This is a genomic window from Eggerthella lenta DSM 2243, assembly GCF_000024265.1.
Lineage (GTDB): Bacteria > Actinomycetota > Coriobacteriia > Coriobacteriales > Eggerthellaceae > Eggerthella > Eggerthella lenta.
This window is the reverse complement of the sequence record NC_013204.1, coordinates 900,996-924,214: the sequence shown is the minus strand read 5'-3', so window position 1 is coordinate 924,214 and position 23,219 is coordinate 900,996. Positions and strand designations below refer to the sequence as shown.

Sequence of the window (23,219 nt, the reverse complement as noted above, 5' to 3'; positions counted from 1 at the left end):
TTAACGGCGCAAGCCCTTGCCTTTCTGGTCGCGCACGGCCCGCTTCGCATCGTGCTTGAACGTCTTGGTGGTTTGAATGAGGATGGCGCCGATGAGGAACGGCATCCAGAACACGATGCCGCGGTACACGAGCGCGATAGACAGGCCCGCCGCGCCCGACACGCCGAACGACGTGAACGCCACCACCACGGCAGCCTCCACCACGCCTACGCCCTGCGGCGTGATAGAGATCATGGCGAACAACGTGGCGACTACGTAGCCGCAGATGAGAGGTTCGGGCTGATGCACGCCGAACGCCACGCCCACCAAGCTGAAACAGGCCAGCTCGCAAGCGCTGGCCGCAATGGAGCAGCCGAACGCCTTCGCCGTTGTCTTGGGGTTATGCGCGATAAGGCCGGCAGCGTCGGAAAACGAGCCCACGATGCGCTCGACCCAGGGGTCGAGGGGCTTTTTCTTGAAGCGCACGAGGACGCGGTCGACAAGCCGTTCGATGGGACGCAGGGCGCGCAGGACGAGAGCCGGACGCTTGCGTCCCAGCACGAGGATAAGCACCATCGCGCTGACCAGCGCTATAACCAGCAGCCCCAACAGAAACCACAAGGGCGACAAACCCACCGTGGCCGCCAAGATGCCGAACGCGATGAGCATGATGGTGGCGAAGCCCGAGTCCACGGTGATCTGCATGAGCAACGCAGCGCTCGTAGCCTTGCCGGGCGCGATGCCGCGACGGCGCGCATCGTCCACCACGAGCGTGGTGCCTGCCAGGTTGAGAGAGGGCGCGATAGTGTTCACGAAGAACGTACCGAACACGAGCGGCAGCGTCTCGCGCGGATTCATGTGCTCGTCGACGGCCTCGAAGGCGTACGAGTACGAGAAGCTTTGCGCGAAGTACTTGCCCAACTGGGTGCACACCGCCGCGATAAGCGGAATGACGGCACCTTTTTTGATGGTCTCGACGAGCTCGACCAGCTGGTCGCCGCGCAGCAGCACCACGGCCAGCACGATGACGATGACCAGTCCGATGAGCAGGTTTCGAATGTTGAGTTTCTTCACCGATCAGCCCGTGCGCCGTGCGCTCCTCCGCCTTAGCGGAGGAACTCCTTAAGATCGGAGCGCATGAGGAAATCCAGCTCGTCGGACGTGGACGGATCCGTCTCCAAGAACAGGAAGCCGTAGTTGCCCACGCGCTTCACGTCGAAGGGGCGCATCTCCAACACGTGGGAGAATCGACCGAGGAACGCGTCGTAGTCGAAGTCTTCGTCGCCCGAGGCATCGGCCGGCGCGTTCAGCAGCGACATGGAGTACACCTTGTCGGTCTTGCCGTCGAACGCCGCATCGAAGTCGGGCTCGTCGTCTTCGAGGAACGCCTGGTAGGTGCGGTAGCCGTAGCCGTACCAGCTGACGTCGGTGCCGCCAAGGCCCGCAAACCGCAGCGGATTGAACTCGATGGGGCTCACATGCCCGTCCGACACGCGCACCTCCACGTGCACGGGGAAGTTCCGCGCGCCGATGAGCGCGTTCACGCGGTCGAGCCAAGAGGCGAACATCGTGGAGGTGTCGCGCACGATGGAGGCGCTGGTCACGTACATGCGATCGGAGGTATCTTCAGGCGAGGTGAAGTCGTGGCGCAGCACATTGAGGATGTGCGCGCGACCCGTCTCGTCGAAGTACGCGTCCAGCGCGTACTCGGTGCCCTCAAGATAGCCTTCGAGAATGAACGACCCGGCGCCGATGACGCTTTCGGGGTACATGTCGTGCCACGACGAGGCGTTCTGCTGGATGTCGGCCAGAGCGCGCTCCCAGTCCTCGCGGTTCTGGATGGCGTAGACGCCCATGCTGCAGAAACCCACCGACGGCTTCAGCACGAAAGGTGCCGGAAGCTGGGAGAAATCGAGCTTGAACAACTCGTCCACCGAACAGGATTTGAAGAACAGGTCGGGGTCGAGGCCGGCCAGCGCAGCTCGCATGGCGGCCTTGTCCTTGAACAGGCCGATGGCGCGCGATAGGCTTTCGTTGTGGGCGCTCTCGACGATCCAGGCCAGGGCGTTCTCGGAGTTCGTGTACACGCGCTCCCCTGCGTCGATACGGCGAACCGCCTCGTCGGACGATACGAGGTTCAGAGCGCGTCCGTCGGCGATCGAACGCGCGAAAGCGTTGTCCAGCACGGGATGCTGGGACTCCTCGAGCCAGGCGATCAGAGGTTCGGACACGTAGGGCTCATCGAGCACGATCATGGTTTGACTCCTCCTTCATTGCTGCAGAATCGGCGACGCCTGCCGTTGCCGCCCCCGCGGGCGCTGGCTCGGCATCATCGCCAAAGGGCAGTATACCCTCATGTCCAGCCTCGCGGATGATCTCCGCGCCTTTTTCGGCACGTTGTTCCCAACCCGTTTTCCTTTTCGCAGGTGAGCGCGCGCCGCCCTCTTCTCGGCGCGAGGCTATGGCGCTGCCGATGCCGGCGAGCGGCTGCTCACCCGCTGCCTTCGCCGCAGCCCGCCTGGCGCGCCAAGCGCGGAACCGCTCGACGTTCTCGCGGAACTCGCGCACGAGGCGCGGCGCGTCGTCTTGCGGAGCGATAGGACGGTCGAACGCGTCGCGCTTCCAGAACAGCCACATCACCAGCAGCAGAGCCGCCACGGCAACCTGCACGGTGTTCACGTAGAGGAACTCCGCGCCAGCCACCAGCACGAGCACGCCCAACGTGAGCGCCCACGCCGTACGGAAGCGCAGGATGAGTCCCACGGCCAGCACCACGAGCACGATGCTCCCCACGATAAGGAACGGACCGATGAGCAGGCCGCCCATGTTGATCCAATCCGTGAGCGCGGTGAACGGCCTGAACGTCTGCGGAATCAACGCCATGCCGATGTTCACGAGTCCCACGATGAGCACGATGGTGCCCGAAACCCAAGCCGTGTCCTTCGCGCGCTTCTCCTCGGTAGGGCTCTTCTTGTCGGCGAAGAACCCCGACTGCGACAGCAGCAGCGCGCCGATGCAGAAAGGGATCCAGAACATGATACCGCGGTACACCAGCGCGATGGCCGTGGCTGTGGCCAGCGAGCATCCGTGCGCCGTGAGGATGGCGGCGATGGCCGCCTCCACCACGCCCACGCCCTGAGGCGTGGGGCTCAGGATGACCGAGATGGCCGCCACCGCGAACGCCGCCACGAGCGCGGCTACGTTCTCGAAGCCGAACGCGTAGCCGATGGCCACGAGGCACGCCATGTTGAGGATGGCCGAGAACGACGCGTAGGACACGGTGACCATGGTGCCCTGCGGGTTCTTCGCGAGGATGCCCGCCGACGAGATGAAGGAGCTGGCCATCTTGCGCCCCCAGGCCGGCTTGAGATGCTTCTTCAGCAGCCCCAGCGCCTTGTTGATGAGCGACTCGATGCCGATGAACAGGCGGAACAGCACGCGCGGTTTGCGGTAGCCCACCACGAACATGCTGGACAGCGCCGCCAGCACCGCAGCCAACGCCAGCCCCCCGACGAGGAACAGCGTGTTCATGCTGCCGGACAGCAGCATGGTGAGAAAGCCGATGACGGAGATCACGAGGATGGCGGCGAAGTAGCCGATCTGCGAGAGGATAGCGCCGCTGGTGGACGTGCCCGCGTCCGCGCCCGTGCGGTGCGCGTCGTCGATGATGAACGCCACGCCCGTCGCCCCCGAGAACAGGCAGAACGTGTTGATGAACACCAGCGAGAAGATGAGCACGACGTTGTGCCAGAAGCCCGTCTTATGGCCGACCGCCTCGAAGGCCGCGTCGTAGGACGCCGCCTGCACGAGGTGGCGCGCCAGCATGAGCACGCAAGCCACGACCAGCGGCACGAGCGCGCCGGTCTTGAGCGTCGCGAGGAAGCTCGCCAGGTAATCGGCGTTCGCGATGAGAAAGCACACTGCGACGATGCCGATGACGAGCAGCAGCGCTTTCTTCAACCAGCGTCCCCTTTCGACGAACCATGACGGAATGATTCAGTATAGCATGAGGGTGCGCGCTGCAAGCGGGACGCGGCGGTCCCGCCACAGAGGCTCCGCTAGGACGTCGCCCGGCGCGCGACGCGCAGGGCGCGCAGGAGGTTGCGCACGTTCACCACGTCGAACAGCACCGCGAACAAGAACGCCACGGCCAGCCCTGCGGTGACGGCCCCCTGCCGGGGCGCGATGATGAACACAAAGGGCGCGCCCAGCAGCATGAGCGGCACGATGAGACCGATGAGGCACGAGCCGAAGCGCTTCCACAGGCCGTATACGATGGAGATCATCACGTACAGGAACAGCCCGGTGGCCGCGGTGCCCGCGAGCGCCGCCACCGCCAACAGCGCCACCTTGCCCGCAATGACGAGCCCTTCGCGCCCGAGGTCGCGCTTGACTTCGTCGAGAGCTTCCTGCGGGGTCTTGCGCGGCTCGGCCGTTGCGCGGAAGGGCGCGAACGGGTCGAAAGGGTCGAACGGCTGGCTGCCCACGCCGGAGCCGCCGGAGCGCGGCGCGTCCCACGACGTCCATACGTAGGTGGTCTGCCCCTGGCCTTGGCCAGGGGCCTGGCCGAACGGCCAGCCCGCGAAAGGATCGCCACCCTGACCCGCGCCGCCGTAAGGGTTCTGCGTGGGGTGGGCGTACGGGTTGTTCGCGTAGGGGCGAGGATCGCGGCGCGGATCGAACTCGGGCGTCCATGAACGGTTGAGCAGCACGTCACGCGCTTCGTTGATGCGCTTCGTGAACTCTTCCGCCTCCTCGCGCTCCTTCGATCCTAGCGCGAACTTGTCAGGATGGTGCTCGATCACCAGCTTGCGGTGGGCCTGTTTGACCGCATCGTCGGTCGCGCCGTCTGAGAGCCCCAGGATGTTGAGCGCTTCGGATTTCTTCATGTTCCCACTATACGCGCCGCCCCTCCCCCGCCATCATCCCGTCAGAGAACATCCACAAGCCCCGACAAGCCGCGGAAACATCGTCGTCCGGCGTGGAAGTTGGGCGAAAAACGGTTCCCAGGGGGCACGGACGTTTTTCTGGACTCCTACGCGGCTGCGGCGAGCGCCGCCCTATGGGCCGCTATCGTCTTCCATCCGAGCGATCTCTTGATCTTCTCGTCACGATACCACACGATGTACTCGTCGAGGGCCCGCACGAAGCTCCCCTTCGTCGTCCCCTTCCAGTCCCTCGCGTAGAAGAACTCCTGCTTGAGCGTCCCGAAGAAGCCCTCCGCCCTCGCGTTGTCGGGGCTCTTGGCCTTGCGCGACATCGACCTGACGAGGCCGTTGGCCTCGCAGACGCCCTTCCATCTGGCGGAGCGGTAGTTGCCGCCGCCGTCGGTGTGGACGGCGCAGCCCTCCTCCAGGCGCCCGAGCGCGTCCTCCAGCGAGCCCGCCGTCAGCTCGTCGTCCGGGCGCGTCGACGTCCGCCACGCCACCGGGCAGCCGTCGAAGCAGTCTATGATCGGGGAGAGGTAGACCTTGAGGCCGCCGAGGTCGAACTCGGTCACGTCGGTCACGACGAGCCTGCCCGGCGCGTCGGCGCGGAAGCCGTGCGTCCCGTCCTCTCGAAGCGGCAGGTTCGCGGGGCGCTCGTCGGTCTCGCCCGCGTAGGAGCTGTGGCGCCGGCGCTCCTTGACCTGGACCGGGACGAGCCCCTCCTCGCGCATGATCCGGCGCACGACCTTCTCGGAGACGACGACGGGGGCCTCCATGTCCCCGGGCGCGAGGTCGCGGGCGCGCACGGGCGCGCCCTCGCCCCGCCGCAGGGCCGCCCACACGCTCAGCGACCCGTAGCGGCCCTTCGAGCCCTCGAAGGCCGCGCGCACGCGCGCCCGCAGGGCCGCGTGCCTGTCGGGCCTGGCCGCCATCGCCGCCTGCGAGAAGTACGTGCTCCTGGCGATGCGGAAATCCCTCAGGACGTCATCGACCCTCGCCCTCGCCGCCATCGCCCTCGCCCTCTCGCCCGCCCGGCGCTTCTCCGAATTGCTCAAAGAGCCCGGGCCTGGTGCTTTTAGGACGTCCAACACCGCCAGCGCCTCCGCGAGCCTGACCTCGGCCAGCCGCGCCCGCTCGACGGGGTCGCCTTCGGGGAGGTCGCCCCATGCGCGGGACCATTCGCCCCGCTCGCCGCCTTCTTCCTTCGCCACGCCCTCGCCGCCCTTCCCCTTCGTCGCGCGCTTCCGCTCGACGCCGGCCTTGTCCAGCCAGCGGCGCACGGTCCTCCTGTCCGCGCCGATCCGTCCGGCTATCTCGGAGACGGACGACCCTCGCGCGAACATCGTAACAGCTTCCCCGCGCTCGCGCTCGCCGTCGGGACGGGACCGGCCGTCGAGCCCGTCGAGGCGCCCCAGCCTGGAGGCCCACAGGCGGACGGGGGCGGCGCTCGCGATCCCGAGGCGCCCGGCGACGAAGCGCGGCTCCATGCCGCCCGCGAGGAGCCGCATCGCCTCCCGCTTCGTCCCGAGGGGGTAGGGCTCCCATGCCCGGCGGCCCTCGCACCTGCCCGGCACCGCGAGCGCGGGCGGGCGCAGGAGGCCGGCCCCCTCCTCGCGCGCGAAGGCCGAGAGCGTCGCCGCGCACGGGAACCCCTCGAGGCTCGAGCACGCCGCGCGCATCGACATGCCGCTCGCGTGGAACCTGCTCAGGACCTCCTCCTTGTATTCTTTGCCGTAAGCCATTCACGGACCTCTTTCCTCATCGAAATTCAGTCCAGAAAAACGTCCGGGGTCCCCCATGGCAATCATCGGGTCGCGACGAACGTTATAAGCGTCGTGAGCATCCACGAAACCCCAGATCGCGTGAAATCCAAAGTGCGAAATCCACTTGAAACCAAGGCTAACTTTGCCACAGCTGCCGTTTTGCGTCCACGTCGGACGAGAAGGCTACAACTTGACGCGCCGAGCGAACCGAGGAAGTCGGATCCCGCTACGGGGCGCCCGCAAAAAAACGGCAGCTTCGTTTCCGAAGCTGCCGCTTGCAACATGGTATGCCGCCGGATCTAGTGCCTGAAGTGGCGGTGGCCGGTGAAGACGAGCGCGATGCCGTGCTCGTCGGCGGCGGCGATCACCTCTTCGTCACGGATGGAGCCGCCCGGCTCGATGATGGCCGTCACGCCGGCCTCGGCCAGCGCGTCGAGGCCGTCGCGGAACGGGAAGAACGCGTCGGAGGCGGCCACGGCGCCCTTGGCCTCCTCGCCCGCCTGCTCCACGGCAATGCGCGCGGAGTTCACGCGGTTCGGCTGGCCGCCGCCCACGCCGATGGTCGCGTGGCCCTTCGTGATGGCGATGGCGTTGGACTTGATGGACTTGCACACCTTCCACGCGAACAGCAGCTCGGCGAGCTCTTCCTCGCTGGGCTGGCGCTTCGTGGGAACCGTGAACGTCGCGGGATCCTCGGCCACGGCGTCGGAATCCTGGGCCAGCAGGCCGCCCTCGACCGAGCGGTACTCCACTTCCCCGCCGGCCGGGTTCACGCCGCCCGTGGACAGCAGGCGCGCGTTCTTCTTCGCGCTGTACATGTCAAGCGCGTCGCCCGCGAACTCGGGAGCGATGATGGCCTCGACGAACTGCTTGTTGTCGAAGATGGCCACCACCACGTCGGAGGTGACGGGGCGGTTGAACGCCATGACGCCGCCGTAGGCGCTCACCGGGTCGCACGCGTGCGCGCGCTGGTAGGCCTCGACGAGGTCGTCGTTCTGGCACACGCCGCAGGGCGTGAGGTGCTTGACGATGACGCAGGCCGGCTCGTCGAACTCGCGAACGGCCGTCCAAGCCGCGTCGAGGTCGAGGTAGTTGTTGTACGACAGCTCCTTGCCCTGATGCTGCTTGGCATGGGCCAGGCTGTGCGGGGCGTCGGCGTAGTCGTCGCGACGGTAGAACGCGGCGGACTGGTGCGGGTTCTCGCCGTAGCGCAGGTCTTGCACCTTCGAGAGATGCAGCGTGCGGTCGGCGGGGAACTTCACGTCGCCCTCGTCCTTGAGCTGGGCGCCCATCCACGCGGCGATGGCGCCGTCGTAAGCCGCCGTGGTCTCGAACACGTCGAGCGCCAGCTTGGCGCGCGTGTCGCGCAGGGTGGCGCCGTCGTTGGCGCGCATCTCGGCCAGGATAGCGTCGTAGCTCGCCGGGCGCGTGACCACGGCCACGCTCTCGAAGTTCTTGGCCGCGGAGCGCAGCATGGACGGGCCGCCGATGTCGATGTTCTCGATGCAGGTGCCGAAATCGGCGCCGCTTTCCACCGTCTTCTCGAAGGCGTAGAGGTTCACCACCACCATGTCGATCATCTCGATGCCGTGCTCGGCCGCTTGGGCCATGTGGGCCTCGTTGTCGCGCTTGGCCAGCAGACCGCCGTGCACGCGCGGGTGCAGCGTCTTCACGCGACCGTCCATCATCTCGGGGAACTGCGTCACGTCGTCGATGGGCGTAACCGGCACGCCGGCGTCCTTGAGCGCGCGGGCGGTGCCGCCCGTCGAGATGATTTCCGCCCCGAACTCGTCGACGAGCGCGCGGGCGAAGTCCGCAACGCCGCTCTTGTCCGTAACGGACACGAGCACGCGCTTGACCTTAGGATTGCTCATATGGCCTTACATCCTTTCCTCTTGTCTGCGACTGAACGGCCCCTTGCGTCCAATCTCCTGCGACGCATGGTACCACCCGAACCGCGAGGTCAACGAGGAAGCGCGCGCATATCCCGCAAACGCGCACGACGAAAAGGTCAGCGAGCCCCGCCGCAAGGCGCACGCCCTCAGCGGCCCAGGCTCTTCTCGTGGCGTTCGCGCGCTTCGGCGCTGTAGCGTTGGCGGTAGCGCACGTCCACGAGCTCGGCGACGATGGCGATGGCCAGCTCGGCGGGCGTCTTCGCCCCGAACTTCAGGCCGATGGGGCGCTTGACGCGCTCCCAGTCCTCCTCGGTGGCGCCGGAGGCCAGCACCAGCTCGCGCACGCGGTCGTTCTTGCCGGCGCAGCCCATCATGCCGACGTAATGCACGTGATGCCTCGTCGCCCAGACGCAGCCCTCGGGGTCGAACATGTGACCACGGGTGAGCACGCACACGTAGTCCTCGGGCGCGGCGTCCAACTGCTCGAGCGCATCGAAGTTGCCGCCCTCGAGCACGATGCGCTTCGCCGTAGGGAAGCGCGCTTCGCTCACGTAGGCCGGATCGTAGTCGACCACCGTCACGGCGAAACCCACGTGGTCGGCGAGCGCCGCCACTTCGCTGGCCGCGTCGGACGCGCCCAGCAGCCAAACATGCACCTGGTCGAACAGAGGGACGCTCGCCCAGGTGAGGCCCTCGAACTGCTCGTTGTGCATCGAGGGGCCGCGCGTGACGTCCTTCATCTGGAACGTGTCGCGGGGCGAGTACGGCCGCGACGCCACGATCTCCTTCGCGTCGTTGCAGAAGAACACGAGCGGCTCGCCGTCGGCCGAGCCCTCGTCGCCGTACTTCTTCGTCACCTCGTTGTCGGTGTTGCGCTGAGCCGCGTCCGCATCGTAGACGATCTTGAAACCGAGCCAGGCGAGGTCGCCCTCCTCCATCGCGCGCAGGGCGCGCTCGAACGTGGGCGCGTCGTCGGCCGTGAGGCTTTTCGCCACCACGTCGAGATACGTCGGATCCACGTGCTGGTTGCCTTCGGTCGCCTCGTGCGAGAAGCACGGGAAATCCTCCACGCTCAAGGACGGCGTGCGGCCCTCGCGGAGGGCGGCGATGACGGACTGGAGGGCTTCCTTGTTCATGAGGGCTCCTTCGAGGTTCGAGCTGGCGGGCATTTGCCTGGGCGGACGACAAGCTTACGCGCGGAACGGACGGTTGACCTGCGGGTTTCCCCGCGGGTTCATCGGGCGGGGGCGATATGGACCTTACGGTCCTCGCCCACGGTCACGCGGCCTTCGGCCACGAGGCGCAGCACTTCGGGATACAGGACGTGCTCGACCTCGTGGATGCGGGCTTCGAGGTCGTCGTGGGTATCGTCCTCGCGCACCTCCACGGCGCGTTGCGCCACGATGGGGCCTTTGTCGTAGTCCTCGTTCGCGAAGTGGACGGTGATGCCCGTCACTTTCACGCCCGCGTCGAACGCGTCTTGGATGGCGTGCGCGCCCTTGAACGAGGGCAGCAGCGCCGGATGCAAGTTCAGCACGCGGTCGGGGAACGCGTCCAGCAGCACGGGCGTCACCTTGCGCATGTACCCTGCCATCACCACGTACTCGGCGTGCGCGTAGCGCAGCGTCTCGGCGATGCGCCTGTCGGCTTCGACGGGGTCGGCGTACACGTCGCGGTTGAGCACCGTGACCGGGATGCCCGCCCGATGCGCGCGCTCGATGCCGAACGCATCGGGGCGCGACGACACCACGTGCACGATCTCCACGGGCAGCCCCTCGGCCGCCGCATCGATGATGGCTTGCAAATTCGTGCCGCTGCCGCTCAGCAGCACGCCGATTTTCAGCGGTTCGGTCATGCCCTTACGCCTCCGCACCGAAGCCGTACAGCTTGCCGTCGTTCGCGTAGCGGACCTCGCCCTCGCCCGCCACGATGCGGCCGACGCGGTACGTGGTCTCGCCGGCCTGCGTCAGCGCGGCCTCCACCTCGTCGGCGCGCGCCGCGTCCACGATGAGCACCATGCCGAGGCCCATGTTGAACGTCTTGAGCGCCTCGGCTTCGTCGAGGTGCGCCGCGTCGCACACGAACGACGCGATGGCCGGCACCGGCCACGTGCCCAGGTCGACCTCGGCGGCGCAGCTCTTCGGCAGCGCACGGTCGAGGTTCTCGGAGATGCCGCCGCCCGTGATGTGCGCGAGCGCGTGCACGGCGCCCTCGCAAGCCTCCAGCACGGCGCGCACCGGCTTCACGTAGATGCGCGTGGGCTCCAAAAGCGCATCCTGCAGGCTGCGCCCGCCCAGCTCCTCGCGCTCGATGCGCAGCTCGTAGTGGGTCTTGCCCTCCACGCACACCTTGCGCGCCAGCGAGTAGCCGTTGGAGTGCAGGCCGCTGGACGCCAAGCCGATCAGCACGTCGCCCTCGCGCACGGACGCGGGATCGAGCATCTTCGAGCGGTCGACCACGCCCACGCAGAAACCGGACAGGTCGTAGTCGTCCGGATCCATGACGCCGGGGTGCTCGGCCATCTCGCCGCCGATGAGCGCGCAACCGGCCTGCTTGCAGCCCTCGCCGATGCCCGCCACGATCTCGGCCACGTTCTCGGCCTTCAGCTTGCCGATGGCCACGTAGTCGAGGAAGAACAGCGGCTCGGCGCCGGTGGCCAGAATGTCGTTGGCGCACATGGCCACCAGATCGATGCCCACCGTGTCGTGCTTGCCGGCCATCTGGGCCACCTTGAGCTTCGTGCCCACGCCGTCGGTGCCGCTGACCAGCAGCGGATCGTCCATGTCCTTGGCCGCCGCGATGGAGAACAGGCCGCCGAAGCCGCCGATGTCGCCCACCACCTCGGGACGGTACGTGTCGTGCACGACGCCCTTGATGGCTTCGACGGCGCGCGCGCCCTCGGCCGTGTCCACGCCCGCCTGCGCGTAGGTCACCGCGTCCTCGTCCATCCAGCTGGGCATGTGCGGGCCGTCGTCGGTCTGCGCTGCGTTCACGGTTACTCTCTCGGTCATCTCTGCTCCTTGTGCCGTATCGTCCATGTCGGGGCGGTTCCCCCTGTCATGCTGCTATCGCGTGCGAGGGCGCGCCTCGTCGGCCGCGCCTTCGCCGTAAGTCTCTTCGAAATCCTTCTTCGTGAGTAAGCTCTTCTTGGCCACCGAATCGGGGATGGCCACCGGGTAGTCGCCGGTGAAGCATGCGTCGCAGAACCCCTGGCGGCGCGCATCGGGCACGGAGGCGCGCAGGCCCTCGAGCGAGATGAAGGCCAGCGAGTCCGAGCCGATCCACGCGTTCATCTCGTCCAGATCCATGTTCGCGGCGATCAGCTGGTCGCGCGTGTCGGTGTCGATGCCGTAAAAGCACGGCCACAGCACCTCGGGGCTCACGATGCGCAGGTGCACCTCGGCCGCGCCCGCATCGCGCAGCATCTGCACGAGCTTCTTGCTGGTGTTGCCGCGCACGATGCTGTCGTCGATGACCACGAGGCGCTTGCCCTCGATCACCGAGCGCAGCGGGTTCAGCTTCAAACGGATGCCCAGCTGGCGCATGGCCTGGGTGGGCTCGATGAACGTGCGTCCCACGTAGCGGTTCTTCACGATGCCGTCGGCGTACGGGATGCCGCTCTCAAACGCGTAGCCCATGGCCGACGGCACGCCCGAGTCGGGCACGCCCAGCACGAGGTCGGCCTCCACGGGCGCCTCCTGCGCCAGGATGCGCCCCATGTTGCGCCGCGCCTGGTACACGCTCTGGCCGTCGATCACGCTGTCGGGGCGCGCGAAGTACACGTACTCGAAGATGCACGCCGCCGACTTGCGGGCGGCGACGCCCTGCTCGGCGTGCATGCCGTCGCGGTTGAAGCGCACGATCTCGCCCGGTTCGACGTCGCGCACGTACTGCGCGCCCACGATGTCGAGCCCGCACGTCTCGCTGGACACTGCCCAGCCGCGGCCGTCGGGCAGCTCGCCGATGCACAGCGGGCGGATACCGTTGGGGTCGCGGAACGCGTACAGCGAATCGGGGCTGGCCAGCACCATGGCGTAGGCGCCCGACAGCTCCTCCATAGCGCGGCGGATGCCGTTGCGCAAGTGGTGCGTTTCCTGGGTCACCCGGCCGATTGCCTTCGCCGCCACCTCGCTGTCGGTGCCGGAACGGAACTGCACGCCCTCGTCGACGAGATGGGCGCGCAAGGCGTTCGTGTTGACGAGCGTGCCGTTGTGCGCGAGCGCGATCAGCACGTCGTCGATGGCCGAGATGTGCGGCTGCGCAGCCTCCCACGACGCGGCGCCGCCGCTCGTGGAGTAGCGCGCGTGGCCCACGGCCACGAAGCCCTCGAGCGCGGCCAGGCTTGCTTCGTCGAACACCTGGGTCACAAGGCCGAGGTCTTTCGACACCATGACCGTCGCACCGTCGCCCACGGCGATGCCGGCGCTCTCCTGACCGCGATGCTGCAGCGCTTGCAAGCCGAAGCACGTCATGCGCGCCACGTCTTCGCCGGGAGCGAACACGCCGAACACGGCGCACTCCTCTTCGAGGCGGTCGGGGCGCTCGCCCGGCAGGATGGACGTGCTCATGAAGCGATCTCCTGTTCTGCGGAATCGATGGCCGCGACGGCATCGGGGTCGATGACGTCGCCGTCGCCCTCGCCCACCGTGCTGGCCTTCACGTACGAATACAGCACGTAACGCCCGTCCGACGGCAGATTGTCGCACGTGGCAAGGGCGAAGGTGTGTTTGATATCGGAAGCAGCAGGTATGTCGGAAGCGGGCACCACCGATCGGTCGATCTTGTCCTGCACGTAGGCCACGCGTTCGTCCTCATCGGCGAACCGCATCTGTGCCAACGGATCGTCGGCCGCCACATGCACGAGCGCGAACGTGCTCAGCTCGTAGTTGCCCTCAGGCGTGAGGATGTACACCGTGCGATGGTCGTTGAACTGGGCGGCATCGCTGAAATCGGCGACGCAGGCGAACATCGAGCCGTCGTTCAGATGATGGCCGTAGATGATGTTGTTCGGGTCGGAGAAGTCGGAGCTGTTCTCGGCCGCCAGGAAGATGGCGCCGAACGTGGCGATCCAGCCTTCCGATCCCTTGAAGTCGTGCGTAAGGTACTTCTCGTCGTCGGCCGCTTGCACGATGGGGTAGTTCACCACGGTGCCGGGAATGTAGATCCACCCCACCGTGTCGGGATTGATGGCCTTGAGCGCATCCCAGTCCACCGTGAAGTCGGCGAGCGACGTGGCCGACAGATCGTCGGGCGGCGTGAAACCCTCCCGCGCGACATCGTTATAGGTTTGCTGACCCTGCCAGTAACTGAAGCCGATGGCACCGAGCGCGGCCAGCGCCACGACGAACACCACGAGCGCGATCCAGAACACCACGCGCCACGGCCCGCTCTTCTTCCGAGGCCGTCCGGAACCGGGCTGCTGATAGGTCGGTTGCTGTCGATACGGGTAGCCTCCGCCTCCAGCCGATCTGCGCTGGGCAGGCTGAGCGGAGCGGTAGGCGGCATGCTGCGCGGTGGCCGGCCGGTAGGCGCCCGGTTGCGCCCCTGCCCGCACGTCGGGCGCGGCGCCCCTCGGCACGCGCTGCTGCGCAGGTCGCCCGCTTGGAGCAGGGCCGGGATGCTGTCGGTACTCGGACATGTTCACCTTTCGGGATGATCTTCAAACGGCGGAACCCCGCCGTCGCCAGACCGTTACCATAATAAACAAACGCCCCCATGATGGGGGCGCGATGTTCGCAAAAACGCAATTTTCACGATAGGGACCGCTGTTCGCCGAAGCGGCTACTTCTTCATCTCGTCGATGAAGCCTTTCGCGATGAAGCCGACGATGACGAGGACGATGATCGCGACGATGACCCAGATAGCCTCCATGGGCACGGTGATTCCGAACAGAGTCATGACTGTTTACCCCTTTTTTTCGTTCAAGCGCGCGAATGCGCACGGTCGTTTCGAGTACTGCTGCCCATAGTAACGCGATCTCAGTTTTCGCGCAAGCGCGCTTCCAGGGCGTCGTTGATAATTTTGAGCGCCTTGACGCGCGCGTAGCGCTTGTCGTCGCTCTCGAGGATTATCCAGGGGGCGAACGGCGTGCTGGTCAAGCGGAAGATATCCTCGACCGCGGCTTTGTACTGGGGATACTTGTCGCGGTTGCGCCAATCCTCATCGGTGATCTTCCACTGTTTCGCAGGATCTTGCTCGCGGTCGCGAAAGCGTCGCAACTGCTCTTCGGGACTCACGTCAACCCAGAACTTCAGCAGGATGGCGCCCCACCGCACCAGATCGCGCTCGAATTCGTTGATCTCGTCGTACGCCCGCGTCCATTCCGACACCGAAGCGAAACCTTCGACGCGCTCCACGAGCACGCGACCGTACCAGCTGCGGTCGTAGATGCCCACGTGGCCCGCCTTCGGCAGACGCGTCCAATAGCGCCACAGGTGCGGATGCAGCAGCTCGGGCTTCGTGGGGGCGGGACTGGGAAAAATGGTATAGGCGCGGGCGTCGAGCGCTTGGGCCACGCGCTTGATGTTGCCGCCCTTGCCCGCGGCGTCCCAGCCTTCGTACATGATCATGAGCGGGATGCGCTTCTGGTACATCTCCATCTCCAGCCTGTTGAGGCGCTCCTGCTGGGCCTTGAGCTCGACCTTGTACGTCTCGGGGTCGAGCGCGAGCGCGTGGTCGACGCTCTCGAGGCACGGCGGGTCGTCCACCTGACGGAACCTCGAAACGCGCGGAGCGCGGGCGGAAGCAGCGGCTGCGGCGGCTTCCGCCTCCTCGCGCACGCGCGCCTCCTCTTCGGGAGAACGGCCGAACAGGGGCGCTTCATCGAGAGCGCCGGCGGAGTTGGCCTGCGCCTTGGCCGCCGCTACGGCGGCTTCGGCGTCGGGCGCTGCCTCGAACGCGCTCGTAAGCGCGTTCACCAGCGTCTCGGCGATCTGCAGGTTGGCGCGGCGCTTGTCCTCGCCGTTCACGAGATGCCATGGGGCGAACGAGAAGTCGCTGCCCTTCAGCAGGTTGTCGTACAGGCGGTACGCCTCCTCGTAGTTGCCGATGGTGGCCAGCTTGTCCTCGCCCACGCGCCAGCGCGTGGCCGGATCGTCATGCAGGCGCGTGAGGCGCTTCTTCTGCGCCTCCTTCGTGACGTGCACGAAGAACTTGACCACAAGGTAACCGTCGTCGGCTAGCTGCCGCTCGAAATCGGACGCAGAGGTGAGGTAGCGGCGCAGCACGTCGATGTGGCGTTCGTCGCGCGCCTCGGCCATGGCGGCCGCGACGGCTTTCTGGCCCTTGCGCTTGGAGGCTTTCAGGGAGAGCTTGCCGAACTCGGTGTACAGCATGTGCTGAACGGCGGCGGTGTACCAGCCGCGGTCGAAGAACGAGATGGTGCCGCGCTGGCCCAGGCTCTTCCAGAACTCCTGCATCACGGGATAGAAGCCCGTTACGCCGCTCTTCGCGCCCGCGAACGCGCGCGCGGCTTTCACGTCGAGGTTTTCAGTGACGTACACGCTGGTGGCGCGCGCGTCGAGGTGGTACATGAGATCGGAGATGCGGCTGCCCTTGCCGGCGCCGTTCCATCCTTCGAACAGCACCACCAGGCCGACGCCCTGCACGCGCGCCTGCTGCTGCAGCACCACCAATCGCTCCATCAGCTCGTCCCGACGCGCCTTGTAGGCGTCCTTCGAGAGCGGTTCGCGTGAGAAATCGACGGTTTCCAGCATGGCGCTTCCTTTCCTTCGAGAAGCTCATGGTACCACAAGGATCGCGAAGAACCGGACCGCCATCCTGCAAGGGCCGGCCCATCGCCACCCGAACGAGCGAACCAGACCGTCGTCCCGAGCGCAGGCGATAAAAAGTAAAATCCAGCTTTCAGTTCGCGCTCGGCCTGGCCGCGACCGGCGCGGTTCACTACAATGAAGCGATGGAGCACATCGCGGATCGCCCCGGGCGAGCCGCTTGATTTCGGACGGACTATGCCATGCCCAACTACGCGGTGGTCGACCTCGGGTCGAACTCGATACGCCTCGTCGTCTACGACGTGAAAGACGCGCATAAGCGCACGTGCACGAACAAGGATTTCAAGAGTCTCATAAACGACAAGGTGATGGCGGGCTTGTCGGCCTACGTCGTGGACGGGGTGTTCACCCAGGACGGCATCGACCGAGCCGTCAGCGTGCTGCGCGGACATGCGAAGCGCGCACGGTACTTCGATTGCGAGAAGATGGAGGTGTTCGCCACCGCGGTCATCCGCAACGCCTTGAACTGCGAGGAAGCCGTCGCGGCCATCGAGGAGGCAGCCGAGCTGCCCATCTCGCTGCTGTCGGCTACCGACGAGGCGCACCTGGGCTTCGTCGGCGCCACCTGCGACCGCGCAGTAGAGCGGGGCACGCTCGTCGACATAGGCGGCGGCTCGACCGAGCTCACACGCATCGAAAGCAGCCTCGATTTCGACAACGCGAGCATCGGGCAAGGGTCGTTGTCATCGTTCGCCCAGCACGTACGCGCTATCCTGCCGACCCCCGGCGAGATGGACGCCATAGCCGAAGCGTTCCGCAAGCGCTTCGCCGGTCTGCCCGACCCCGACGCGTACCGCTCGGAAGCGCTGTACGGCATCGGCGGAAGCGTGCGCGCGGCCGCCAAGATGCATGCTCAAGCCACCGGCGCGGCCGTACGTCCGAAAACCATGACGAAACAGCAAATTCATGCGATACTTGCATGGTGCCGCACCGATCCCGACACGTTCGCGCACGCCGCGCTCAAGGCTTCGGCCGAGCGCGTGCACACGCTGGTACCGGGCTGCATCATCCTCGGCGAGCTGTTCGACGCATGCGGAGCCGAGCGTCTGGACGTGTGCAAGTACGGCGTGCGCGAAGGGTACCTGATCGACCGCATGCTGCGGTAGCGGCGCGCAGGAAGCGAACGTTTACGGGAAGGGGACGTTCATGGACACAGCCAAGAAATCCACGACCAGCACCGCCGAGACTCCTGCCGGCCAAGCGCCGGACGCTCTCGCGGAAACGAGCGCGGACGAGATGCGCGCGTCAATCGACAAAGTCGAGGGCGCAAACCCCTCCGTCGAGGGCGAACCGAGCAAAGAATCCTACTTGCAGAACCGAGAGCTGTCATGGCTCACGTTCAACGAGCGCGTACTCGACCAGGGAGCCGACGAGACGGTGCCGCTGCTCGAGCGCCTGAACTTCATCTCCATCTTCTGGAGCAACCTCCAGGAGTTCTTCATGGTGCGCGTCGGCAGCCTGACCGACCTGTCGTTAGTGAAGAAGCACATCATCGACTCGAAGTCCGGCATGACGCCCGCCGAGCAGCTCGACGCCATCTACGCGCGCTGCCACGAGCTGTACCCCATCCAGGAACGCACCTACGAAAGCGTGCGGAAACAGCTGTGCGCGCGCGGCGTGTGCAGCCTGCGCCCCGAAGACCTCGACGACGAGCAGCGCGCCTTCCTGTCCGATTACGTGCACAAGAACGTGATGCCGTTCCTGTCGCCGCAGATCATCAACTCGCGCCATCCCTTCCCTCACCTGGAGAACGGCGCGCTGTACGTGGTACTGCGCCTCAACGAGGAGCCGGGCGCGAAGAAGAAGGCGGCGAAGACCAAGGACGGCGAAAAGGCGCCCAAGGAGGAGAAGGGGAAGAACCTCGGAGCCGAGGGCGTGACGCTGGGCCTCGTCCCCATGCCGCGCCAATGCCAGCGCGTGATCGCGCTGCCGGGCGAAGGACTGCAGTTCATCCTGCTGGAGCACGTCATCGAGATGGTGGCGAGCGAGATATTCTCCATGTACGCCATCAAGCACACGAACGTCATCTGCGTCACCCGCAACGCCGACCTCGACGCCACCGAAGGCACCGACGAGAGCGACGAGGACTATCGCGAGCACATGAAGCGCATCTTGAAGAAGCGCTCGCGCCTGGCGCCGGTACGCCTCGAAAGCGAACGGCCGCTGTCGCCCACCTTGGAGAAGCTGCTGCTCAAGCGCCTGAACCTCAAGCCGCACCAAGCTTACGTCACGAAGGTGCCGCTCGACATGAGCTATACGTGGGGGCTGGCCGGCCATCTGCCTGAAACCGCGCGCGCGGAGCTGACGAACGTACCGTTCACGCCGCAGTGGCCCGGCTGCCTCGACCGCAACCGTCGCATCATCGACCAGGTGGCCGAGAAGGAAGTGCTGCTATCGTACCCGTACGAGAGCATGGACGCCTTCGTGCAGCTTCTGCGCGAGGCTGCGAACGACCCCACCGTCATCTCCATCAAGATCACGCTGTACCGCCTGGCCAGCCAATCGCATCTAGCCGAGGCGCTCATCGCGGCAGCCGAGAACGGCAAGGAGGTGACCGCGCTGTTCGAGCTGCGCGCCCGCTTCGACGAGAGCAACAACATCGAATGGTCGCAGCGCTTCGAACAGGCGGGATGCAACGTCATCTACGGCTTCCGCGACTTCAAGGTGCACTCGAAGATATGCTGCATCACGCGTCAAACCGACCAGGGGCTGCAGCACATCACCCAGCTGGGCACCGGCAACTACAACGAGAAGACGGCGAAGCTGTACACCGATCTGTCGTTCATCACCACCGACGAGACGTTCGGGCGAGACGCAACCGAGTTCTTCCGCAACATGGGGCTTGAGAACACCTCCGACAACTACGACATCATGTGGGTGGCGCCGTTGCAGATCAAGCCGATGATCCTCGCTGGGATCGACGCGCAGATCGAACGCAAGAAAGCCGGCGAGCCGTGCGGGCTGTTCTTCAAAACGAACTCCATCACCGACAAGGACGTGATCGAGAAGATCGTGGAGGCGTCGCAGGCCGGCGTGAACGTGACGCTGTTCGTGCGCGGCATCTCGTGCATCGTGCCGGGGCTGGAAGGCTACACCGAGCACGTGCGCGTCGTGTCCATCGTGGGGCGCCTGCTGGAGCACAGCCGCATCTACGGCTTCGGCCCGCGCGACAATATGAAGGTGTACCTGTCCAGCGCCGACCTCATGACGCGCAACATGGACAAGCGCATCGAGATAGCCTGGCCCGTCCTCGACAGCGAACTGCGCGAGCAGATCCTCGGATACCTCGACGTGAGCCTGAGCGACACCGCCAAACTGCGTGAGCTCATGCCCGATGGCAGCTACACGCCGCTCGGCGCGTTCGCGAAAGAAGACGCCGACGGCGAGACCGTGCTGTTCGAATCGCAGGAGTTCTTCATCAAGCGCGCGCAGCAGCGCCGCCTGGAAGCAGCCGAGGACGAAGCGGCGCGCGATGCTGCTCGGCGACGTTCGGCCCAGCTGATGGCGGCACACGAGATGACCGAGGACGAGGCGAGCATCCGCGCGGAGGAACGCGCCGCGGCTGCGGCCGCGCGCGAGGCGGAAGCGGCTGCGGAAGCCGCCGTTCAGGCATCCGTGGCCGCATCGTCCCGGATCGCGCCCGCAACCGCGCCCGCTATTCCGGTCGGCCCTGCCACCGCCCCGGCACTCGAAGCCGACGCCATCGAACCTCCTGTCGGCGAGCGCCCGTGCGCCGAGCAGGGCATGGTGGCAGCCCCGCCCGCAACGCGCGGTGCGAAGAAGCCGAGCCTGCTCGTGCGCTTCCTCAGCCTGTTCGTGCGATAAGAGCACGCTCCCTCTCGCATGAAAACGCCCTCGGCTCTTCGGAGCCGAGGGCGTTGCTTTCGGATGATGCGGCAGGAGCGCAGTCCGAGGATGCCGCGGTCGACCGGCGCGCATATCGCGGCCGCGTCCCTGTCGCAACGACCACGATCCCATGAAGCGCGCGAGTGCGCAAGAGGCCGCAGCTGAGCGTTGCCGCCTTGCCACCCTCCCGCTACTCGCCTTTCCTCATCGGCCCGACGTATTTCCAGAAGCGTTCCGGATCGCAGCAGAAGCACAGCACGCGACCCGACTCGGCGTCGAAGCGGTAGCCGGCGCTTTCGAAGACGAAGCGCCATTGCTTGATCCTGCCTGCGATGATCGGCCGAACGCGAACGTGGCGGCACCCCGTCAAACGGGGCGCCTGCAACGAAAACCGGAGAAATCTCCTCTGTCCATGACTTATGCGCACCTCTGCCACGCCGAAACGGCCTTTTCAGACGACGCGGCAAAGCGTCGCCCAATAAAAGGCCTGGTCAAAAGTTAGCTATGAAATACTTCGATCGCGCAGGCCGCTTCCGAGGTGCACATAAGTCGCGTACATGGTGCTTTTTGGGCGTTTTCGATGGCAGAGGTACGCATAAGTCGGGAACTTGCCCGCACGCAGGGGGGGGGCAACCCTGCTTGCTTTTCGCCCCGAAGCGCGCACTACGCAATAGAAGGATCCCGAATACGGCACCGGCAGAAAGACTTCCTGCTGACGCCGCACGGGATCCTTCGCGTCCCCGCTTCGCGGGGCCTCCCTGCGCTCGCTTCGCGTGCTCGGGAATTCTACAGTCCGCTGGACTGTCGAATGCTTGCGCTCGCTCAGGATGACAGCGGAATCACGCCTCGCGCTCGACCACGGCGGCGATGGCCTGCGCGTGGCGGTCGGCCTCCTCGGCGCTGGCGGCCTCCACCATGACGCGCACCACCGGCTCGGTGCCGGAAGGACGCAGCAGCACGCGACCCGAATCGCCCAGCTCCGCTTCGGCAGCTTCGACGGCGGCCTGCACAGCCGCATTGCCGTCCACGGCGTGCTTGTCGTTCACGCGCACGTTGATCAGCGTCTGCGGGAAACGCGTCATGACGCTGGCGACATCCTCGATGGAGGAACCGGCACGCCGGCAAGCGGCCAGGAACTGCAGGGCGGTCACCAAGCCGTCGCCTGTGGAGTTGTGCTCGAGGAAGATCATATGGCCGCTCTGCTCGCCGCCCAGGACGAAGCCGCCCTCGCGCATGGCCTCCAGCACGTAACGGTCGCCCACCTTCGTCTGGACGAGCTCGATGCCCGCATCGCGCAGAGCATGCGAGAGCCCGAGGTTGCACATGACGGTGGACACGGCGGTGCCGCCGGCAAGCAGCCCGCGCTTGTGCAGGTCGATAGCGCACACGGCCTCCACCACGTCGCCGTCGATCTCGTTGCCGTTCGCGTCCACAAGCATGACGCGGTCGGCGTCGCCGTCGTGCGCGATGCCCACGTCGGCGCCCGTCTCGGCCACGAGCGCGCGCAACGGCTCGAGATGGGTGGAGCCGCACTGCACGTTGATGTCGGTGCCGTCGAAGTCCTCGTTGATCGAAACCACCTCGGCGCCCAGACGGCGCAGCGCCTCGGCGCTGGTCATGCAGGATGCGCCATGGCCTGCGTCGAGCGCCACCTTGAGGCCCGCGAAGTCGATGCCCTCGCCGGCCACCGTGGACACGGCGTGCGCGATGTACAGCTCGCAGGCATCGTCCACCGGCAGCGCCACGCCCACCTCGTCGCCGTTCGGCAGCTCGTCCGCCGACGGGCCGCCCGCCGCCAGATAAGCCTCGATCTCGTCCTCAACCGCATCCGGCAGCTTGAAGCCCTGGCCGTCAAACAGCTTGATGCCGTTGTACTCGGGTGGGTTGTGCGACGCCGAGATGACGATGCCGCCGTCGCAGTGCAGCTCGCGCACCAGAAGCGCGATGGCGGGCGTCGGGATGATGCCGGCCAGGAGCGCCGTGCCGCCCATCGACATGATGCCGGACGCCACGGCCGACTCCAGCATGTCGCCGGACAGGCGCGTGTCCTTGCCGATGAGGATGGTCTTGCCCTGGAAGGCCACGGCGGCCTGACCCAGCTTGAAGGCCGTCTCGCACGTCAGCTCCTTGTTCGCGACGCCGCGAACCCCATCCGTTCCAAATAAACGTGCCATGCTCTTTCCTTTCCAGCAGGTTCAACAAAGTAAGCGGGGCTTTCGAGGCGGCGGATAACCGCCGGAAGATCTACTTCCCCCGTTTCACATGGTCTTCATGCAAGCGGACGCCGCCCTCGGGGCGTTCCGCGTCGGTCATGCGGTTGTTCAGCTCGGCGGCGAACTCGTCGAGACCGATGCCGTAGCGCTCGAGCACCACGAGCAGGTGGTACACCACATCGGCCGCCTCGTAGCGCAGATGATCGATGGCCGCGTCGTACTCGGGCGGCAGATCGACGGCCAGCTCGTCGGTCTCGTCGACAGCGCCGCTTGCCGCGATCGATGCCGCCAGCGACGAGCACGCCCACGACTCCACGTCCTTCGCCGCAAGCGCCGTCTCGCCCGCCTCCTCCATGACCTTCTTCAGCACCCCGTCGAGAGAGCCGGTGAGCAGACGATAGGTGTAGCTCTCCTCCCCCGCCTCGCGCCGGGCTGCGATAGTTGCGGCAAGCGCCTCGAACGTCGCCCCGATCTGCGACGAAGGCGGCATTTCGCCGGAAGGGATATAGGTTTTCTGAGACATGATGCTCCTCCTACAACTAAGCAAACCCCGCAGGTAGAACCCTTCTCCAGCGAGTCCCGGTCTGACCGCCCTATCGCAGGTTGCGATCCGCACCCGCCGGCACCGCGCGGGATCCTTCGACTCCGCGCTGCGCGCTCGCTCAGGATGACAACCTACTGCGAAAACCGCATGAAGGGAGGTGCGGGGCGGCACCCACCAAGCGAGTTCCGCAGCGAAGCGAGGACTGTCTGAGCGACTGGGTGCCGCCCCGTACCTCCCGCCAAGAAAGCCGCAACAAGAAAG

Annotated in this window: 16 protein-coding genes; 2 read left to right on the top strand and 14 right to left on the bottom strand. The window is 66.2% G+C overall.

Features of this window, described 5'->3' with window-relative positions; genetic code table 11:
• The 12 genes from ELEN_RS03665 to ELEN_RS03610 form a co-directional block, all read right to left on the bottom strand.
• On the bottom strand, positions 1-1,053 hold the full coding sequence (locus ELEN_RS03665; protein ID WP_009306433.1) for a lysylphosphatidylglycerol synthase transmembrane domain-containing protein: 1,053 nt from the start codon (positions 1,051-1,053) through the stop codon (positions 1-3).
• Between the two features lie 32 nt (positions 1,054-1,085).
• Complete coding sequence (locus tag ELEN_RS03660; RefSeq protein ID WP_009306434.1) at positions 1,086-2,234, bottom strand: ATP-grasp domain-containing protein; 1,149 nt, start codon at positions 2,232-2,234, stop codon at positions 1,086-1,088.
• Positions 2,218-3,939 carry a lysylphosphatidylglycerol synthase transmembrane domain-containing protein gene (locus ELEN_RS03655; RefSeq protein ID WP_009607832.1) on the bottom strand — a complete coding sequence of 574 codons (1,722 nt, stop codon included), beginning with the start codon at positions 3,937-3,939 and terminating at the stop codon, positions 2,218-2,220. Before ELEN_RS03655 ends, ELEN_RS03660 begins: the two co-directional genes overlap by 17 nt.
• A 98-nt stretch (positions 3,940-4,037) precedes the next feature.
• Positions 4,038-4,868 (bottom strand): J domain-containing protein, encoded by an 831-nt coding sequence (locus ELEN_RS03650; RefSeq protein WP_009306436.1) that lies wholly within the window; start codon positions 4,866-4,868, stop codon positions 4,038-4,040.
• A 146-nt stretch (positions 4,869-5,014) separates the two neighbouring features.
• The gene (locus tag ELEN_RS03645; RefSeq protein ID WP_009607906.1) at positions 5,015-6,649 is read right to left on the bottom strand and encodes an IS3 family transposase; all 1,635 of its coding nucleotides are present in this window, start codon (positions 6,647-6,649) and stop codon (positions 5,015-5,017) included.
• A gap of 320 nt (positions 6,650-6,969) precedes the next feature.
• A complete protein-coding gene (gene purH / locus ELEN_RS03640) occupies positions 6,970-8,544 on the bottom strand; it encodes a bifunctional phosphoribosylaminoimidazolecarboxamide formyltransferase/IMP cyclohydrolase (RefSeq protein ID WP_009306438.1) in 1,575 nt (524 codons plus the stop codon).
• Between the two features lie 167 nt (positions 8,545-8,711).
• On the bottom strand, positions 8,712-9,701 hold the full coding sequence (locus ELEN_RS03635) for an XdhC family protein (RefSeq protein ID WP_009306439.1): 990 nt from the start codon (positions 9,699-9,701) through the stop codon (positions 8,712-8,714).
• A gap of 98 nt (positions 9,702-9,799) precedes the next feature.
• Entirely contained in the window at positions 9,800-10,420 is a 621-nt protein-coding gene (purN, locus tag ELEN_RS03630) for a phosphoribosylglycinamide formyltransferase (protein ID WP_009306440.1), read from the bottom strand.
• A gap of 4 nt (positions 10,421-10,424) precedes the next feature.
• Positions 10,425-11,576, bottom strand: coding sequence for a phosphoribosylformylglycinamidine cyclo-ligase (gene purM / locus ELEN_RS03625; protein ID WP_009306441.1), 1,152 nt, complete (start codon positions 11,574-11,576; stop codon positions 10,425-10,427).
• A gap of 54 nt (positions 11,577-11,630) precedes the next feature.
• A complete protein-coding gene (purF, locus tag ELEN_RS03620) occupies positions 11,631-13,133 on the bottom strand; it encodes an amidophosphoribosyltransferase (protein ID WP_015760116.1) in 1,503 nt (500 codons plus the stop codon).
• The gene (gene srtB, locus ELEN_RS03615; RefSeq protein ID WP_015760115.1) at positions 13,130-14,203 is read right to left on the bottom strand and encodes a class B sortase; all 1,074 of its coding nucleotides are present in this window, start codon (positions 14,201-14,203) and stop codon (positions 13,130-13,132) included. Before srtB ends, purF begins: the two co-directional genes overlap by 4 nt.
• Before the next feature lie 340 nt (positions 14,204-14,543).
• Complete coding sequence (locus ELEN_RS03610; protein WP_015760114.1) at positions 14,544-16,280, bottom strand: polyphosphate--AMP phosphotransferase; 1,737 nt, start codon at positions 16,278-16,280, stop codon at positions 14,544-14,546.
• A 257-nt stretch (positions 16,281-16,537) separates the two neighbouring features.
• On the opposite strand from ELEN_RS03610, the gene ELEN_RS03605 reads away from it, so the two are divergent.
• On the top strand, positions 16,538-17,461 hold the full coding sequence (locus ELEN_RS03605; RefSeq protein WP_015760113.1) for a Ppx/GppA phosphatase family protein: 924 nt from the start codon (positions 16,538-16,540) through the stop codon (positions 17,459-17,461).
• A 40-nt stretch (positions 17,462-17,501) separates the two neighbouring features.
• Complete coding sequence (ppk1, locus tag ELEN_RS03600; RefSeq protein ID WP_041691604.1) at positions 17,502-20,180, top strand: polyphosphate kinase 1; 2,679 nt, start codon at positions 17,502-17,504, stop codon at positions 20,178-20,180.
• An 860-nt stretch (positions 20,181-21,040) separates the two neighbouring features.
• Here ppk1 and glmM read toward each other — a convergent pair.
• Positions 21,041-22,375 (bottom strand): phosphoglucosamine mutase, encoded by a 1,335-nt coding sequence (gene glmM, locus ELEN_RS03590; RefSeq protein ID WP_009306448.1) that lies wholly within the window; start codon positions 22,373-22,375, stop codon positions 21,041-21,043.
• A 70-nt stretch (positions 22,376-22,445) separates the two neighbouring features.
• Positions 22,446-22,937, bottom strand: coding sequence for a phosphoribosyl-ATP pyrophosphatase (locus ELEN_RS03585; protein ID WP_009306449.1), 492 nt, complete (start codon positions 22,935-22,937; stop codon positions 22,446-22,448).
• Positions 22,938-23,219 lie beyond the last annotated feature (282 nt).

Coding starts and splice junctions, on each gene's coding strand:
- srtB (WP_015760115.1), bottom strand. CDS start 14,203: ATGTCCGAGTACCGACAGCATCCCGGCCCTGCTCCAAGCGGGCGACCT.
- ELEN_RS03650 (WP_009306436.1), bottom strand. CDS start 4,868: ATGAAGAAATCCGAAGCGCTCAACATCCTGGGGCTCTCAGACGGCGCG.
- ELEN_RS03635 (WP_009306439.1), bottom strand. CDS start 9,701: ATGAACAAGGAAGCCCTCCAGTCCGTCATCGCCGCCCTCCGCGAGGGC.
- ELEN_RS03645 (WP_009607906.1), bottom strand. CDS start 6,649: ATGGCTTACGGCAAAGAATACAAGGAGGAGGTCCTGAGCAGGTTCCAC.
- ELEN_RS03605 (WP_015760113.1), top strand. CDS start 16,538: ATGCCCAACTACGCGGTGGTCGACCTCGGGTCGAACTCGATACGCCTC.
- ppk1 (WP_041691604.1), top strand. CDS start 17,502: ATGGACACAGCCAAGAAATCCACGACCAGCACCGCCGAGACTCCTGCC.
- purF (WP_015760116.1), bottom strand. CDS start 13,133: ATGAGCACGTCCATCCTGCCGGGCGAGCGCCCCGACCGCCTCGAAGAG.
- ELEN_RS03610 (WP_015760114.1), bottom strand. CDS start 16,280: ATGCTGGAAACCGTCGATTTCTCACGCGAACCGCTCTCGAAGGACGCC.
- ELEN_RS03585 (WP_009306449.1), bottom strand. CDS start 22,937: ATGTCTCAGAAAACCTATATCCCTTCCGGCGAAATGCCGCCTTCGTCG.
- purH (WP_009306438.1), bottom strand. CDS start 8,544: ATGAGCAATCCTAAGGTCAAGCGCGTGCTCGTGTCCGTTACGGACAAG.
- purN (WP_009306440.1), bottom strand. CDS start 10,420: ATGACCGAACCGCTGAAAATCGGCGTGCTGCTGAGCGGCAGCGGCACG.
- glmM (WP_009306448.1), bottom strand. CDS start 22,375: ATGGCACGTTTATTTGGAACGGATGGGGTTCGCGGCGTCGCGAACAAG.
- ELEN_RS03660 (WP_009306434.1), bottom strand. CDS start 2,234: ATGATCGTGCTCGATGAGCCCTACGTGTCCGAACCTCTGATCGCCTGG.
- purM (WP_009306441.1), bottom strand. CDS start 11,576: ATGACCGAGAGAGTAACCGTGAACGCAGCGCAGACCGACGACGGCCCG.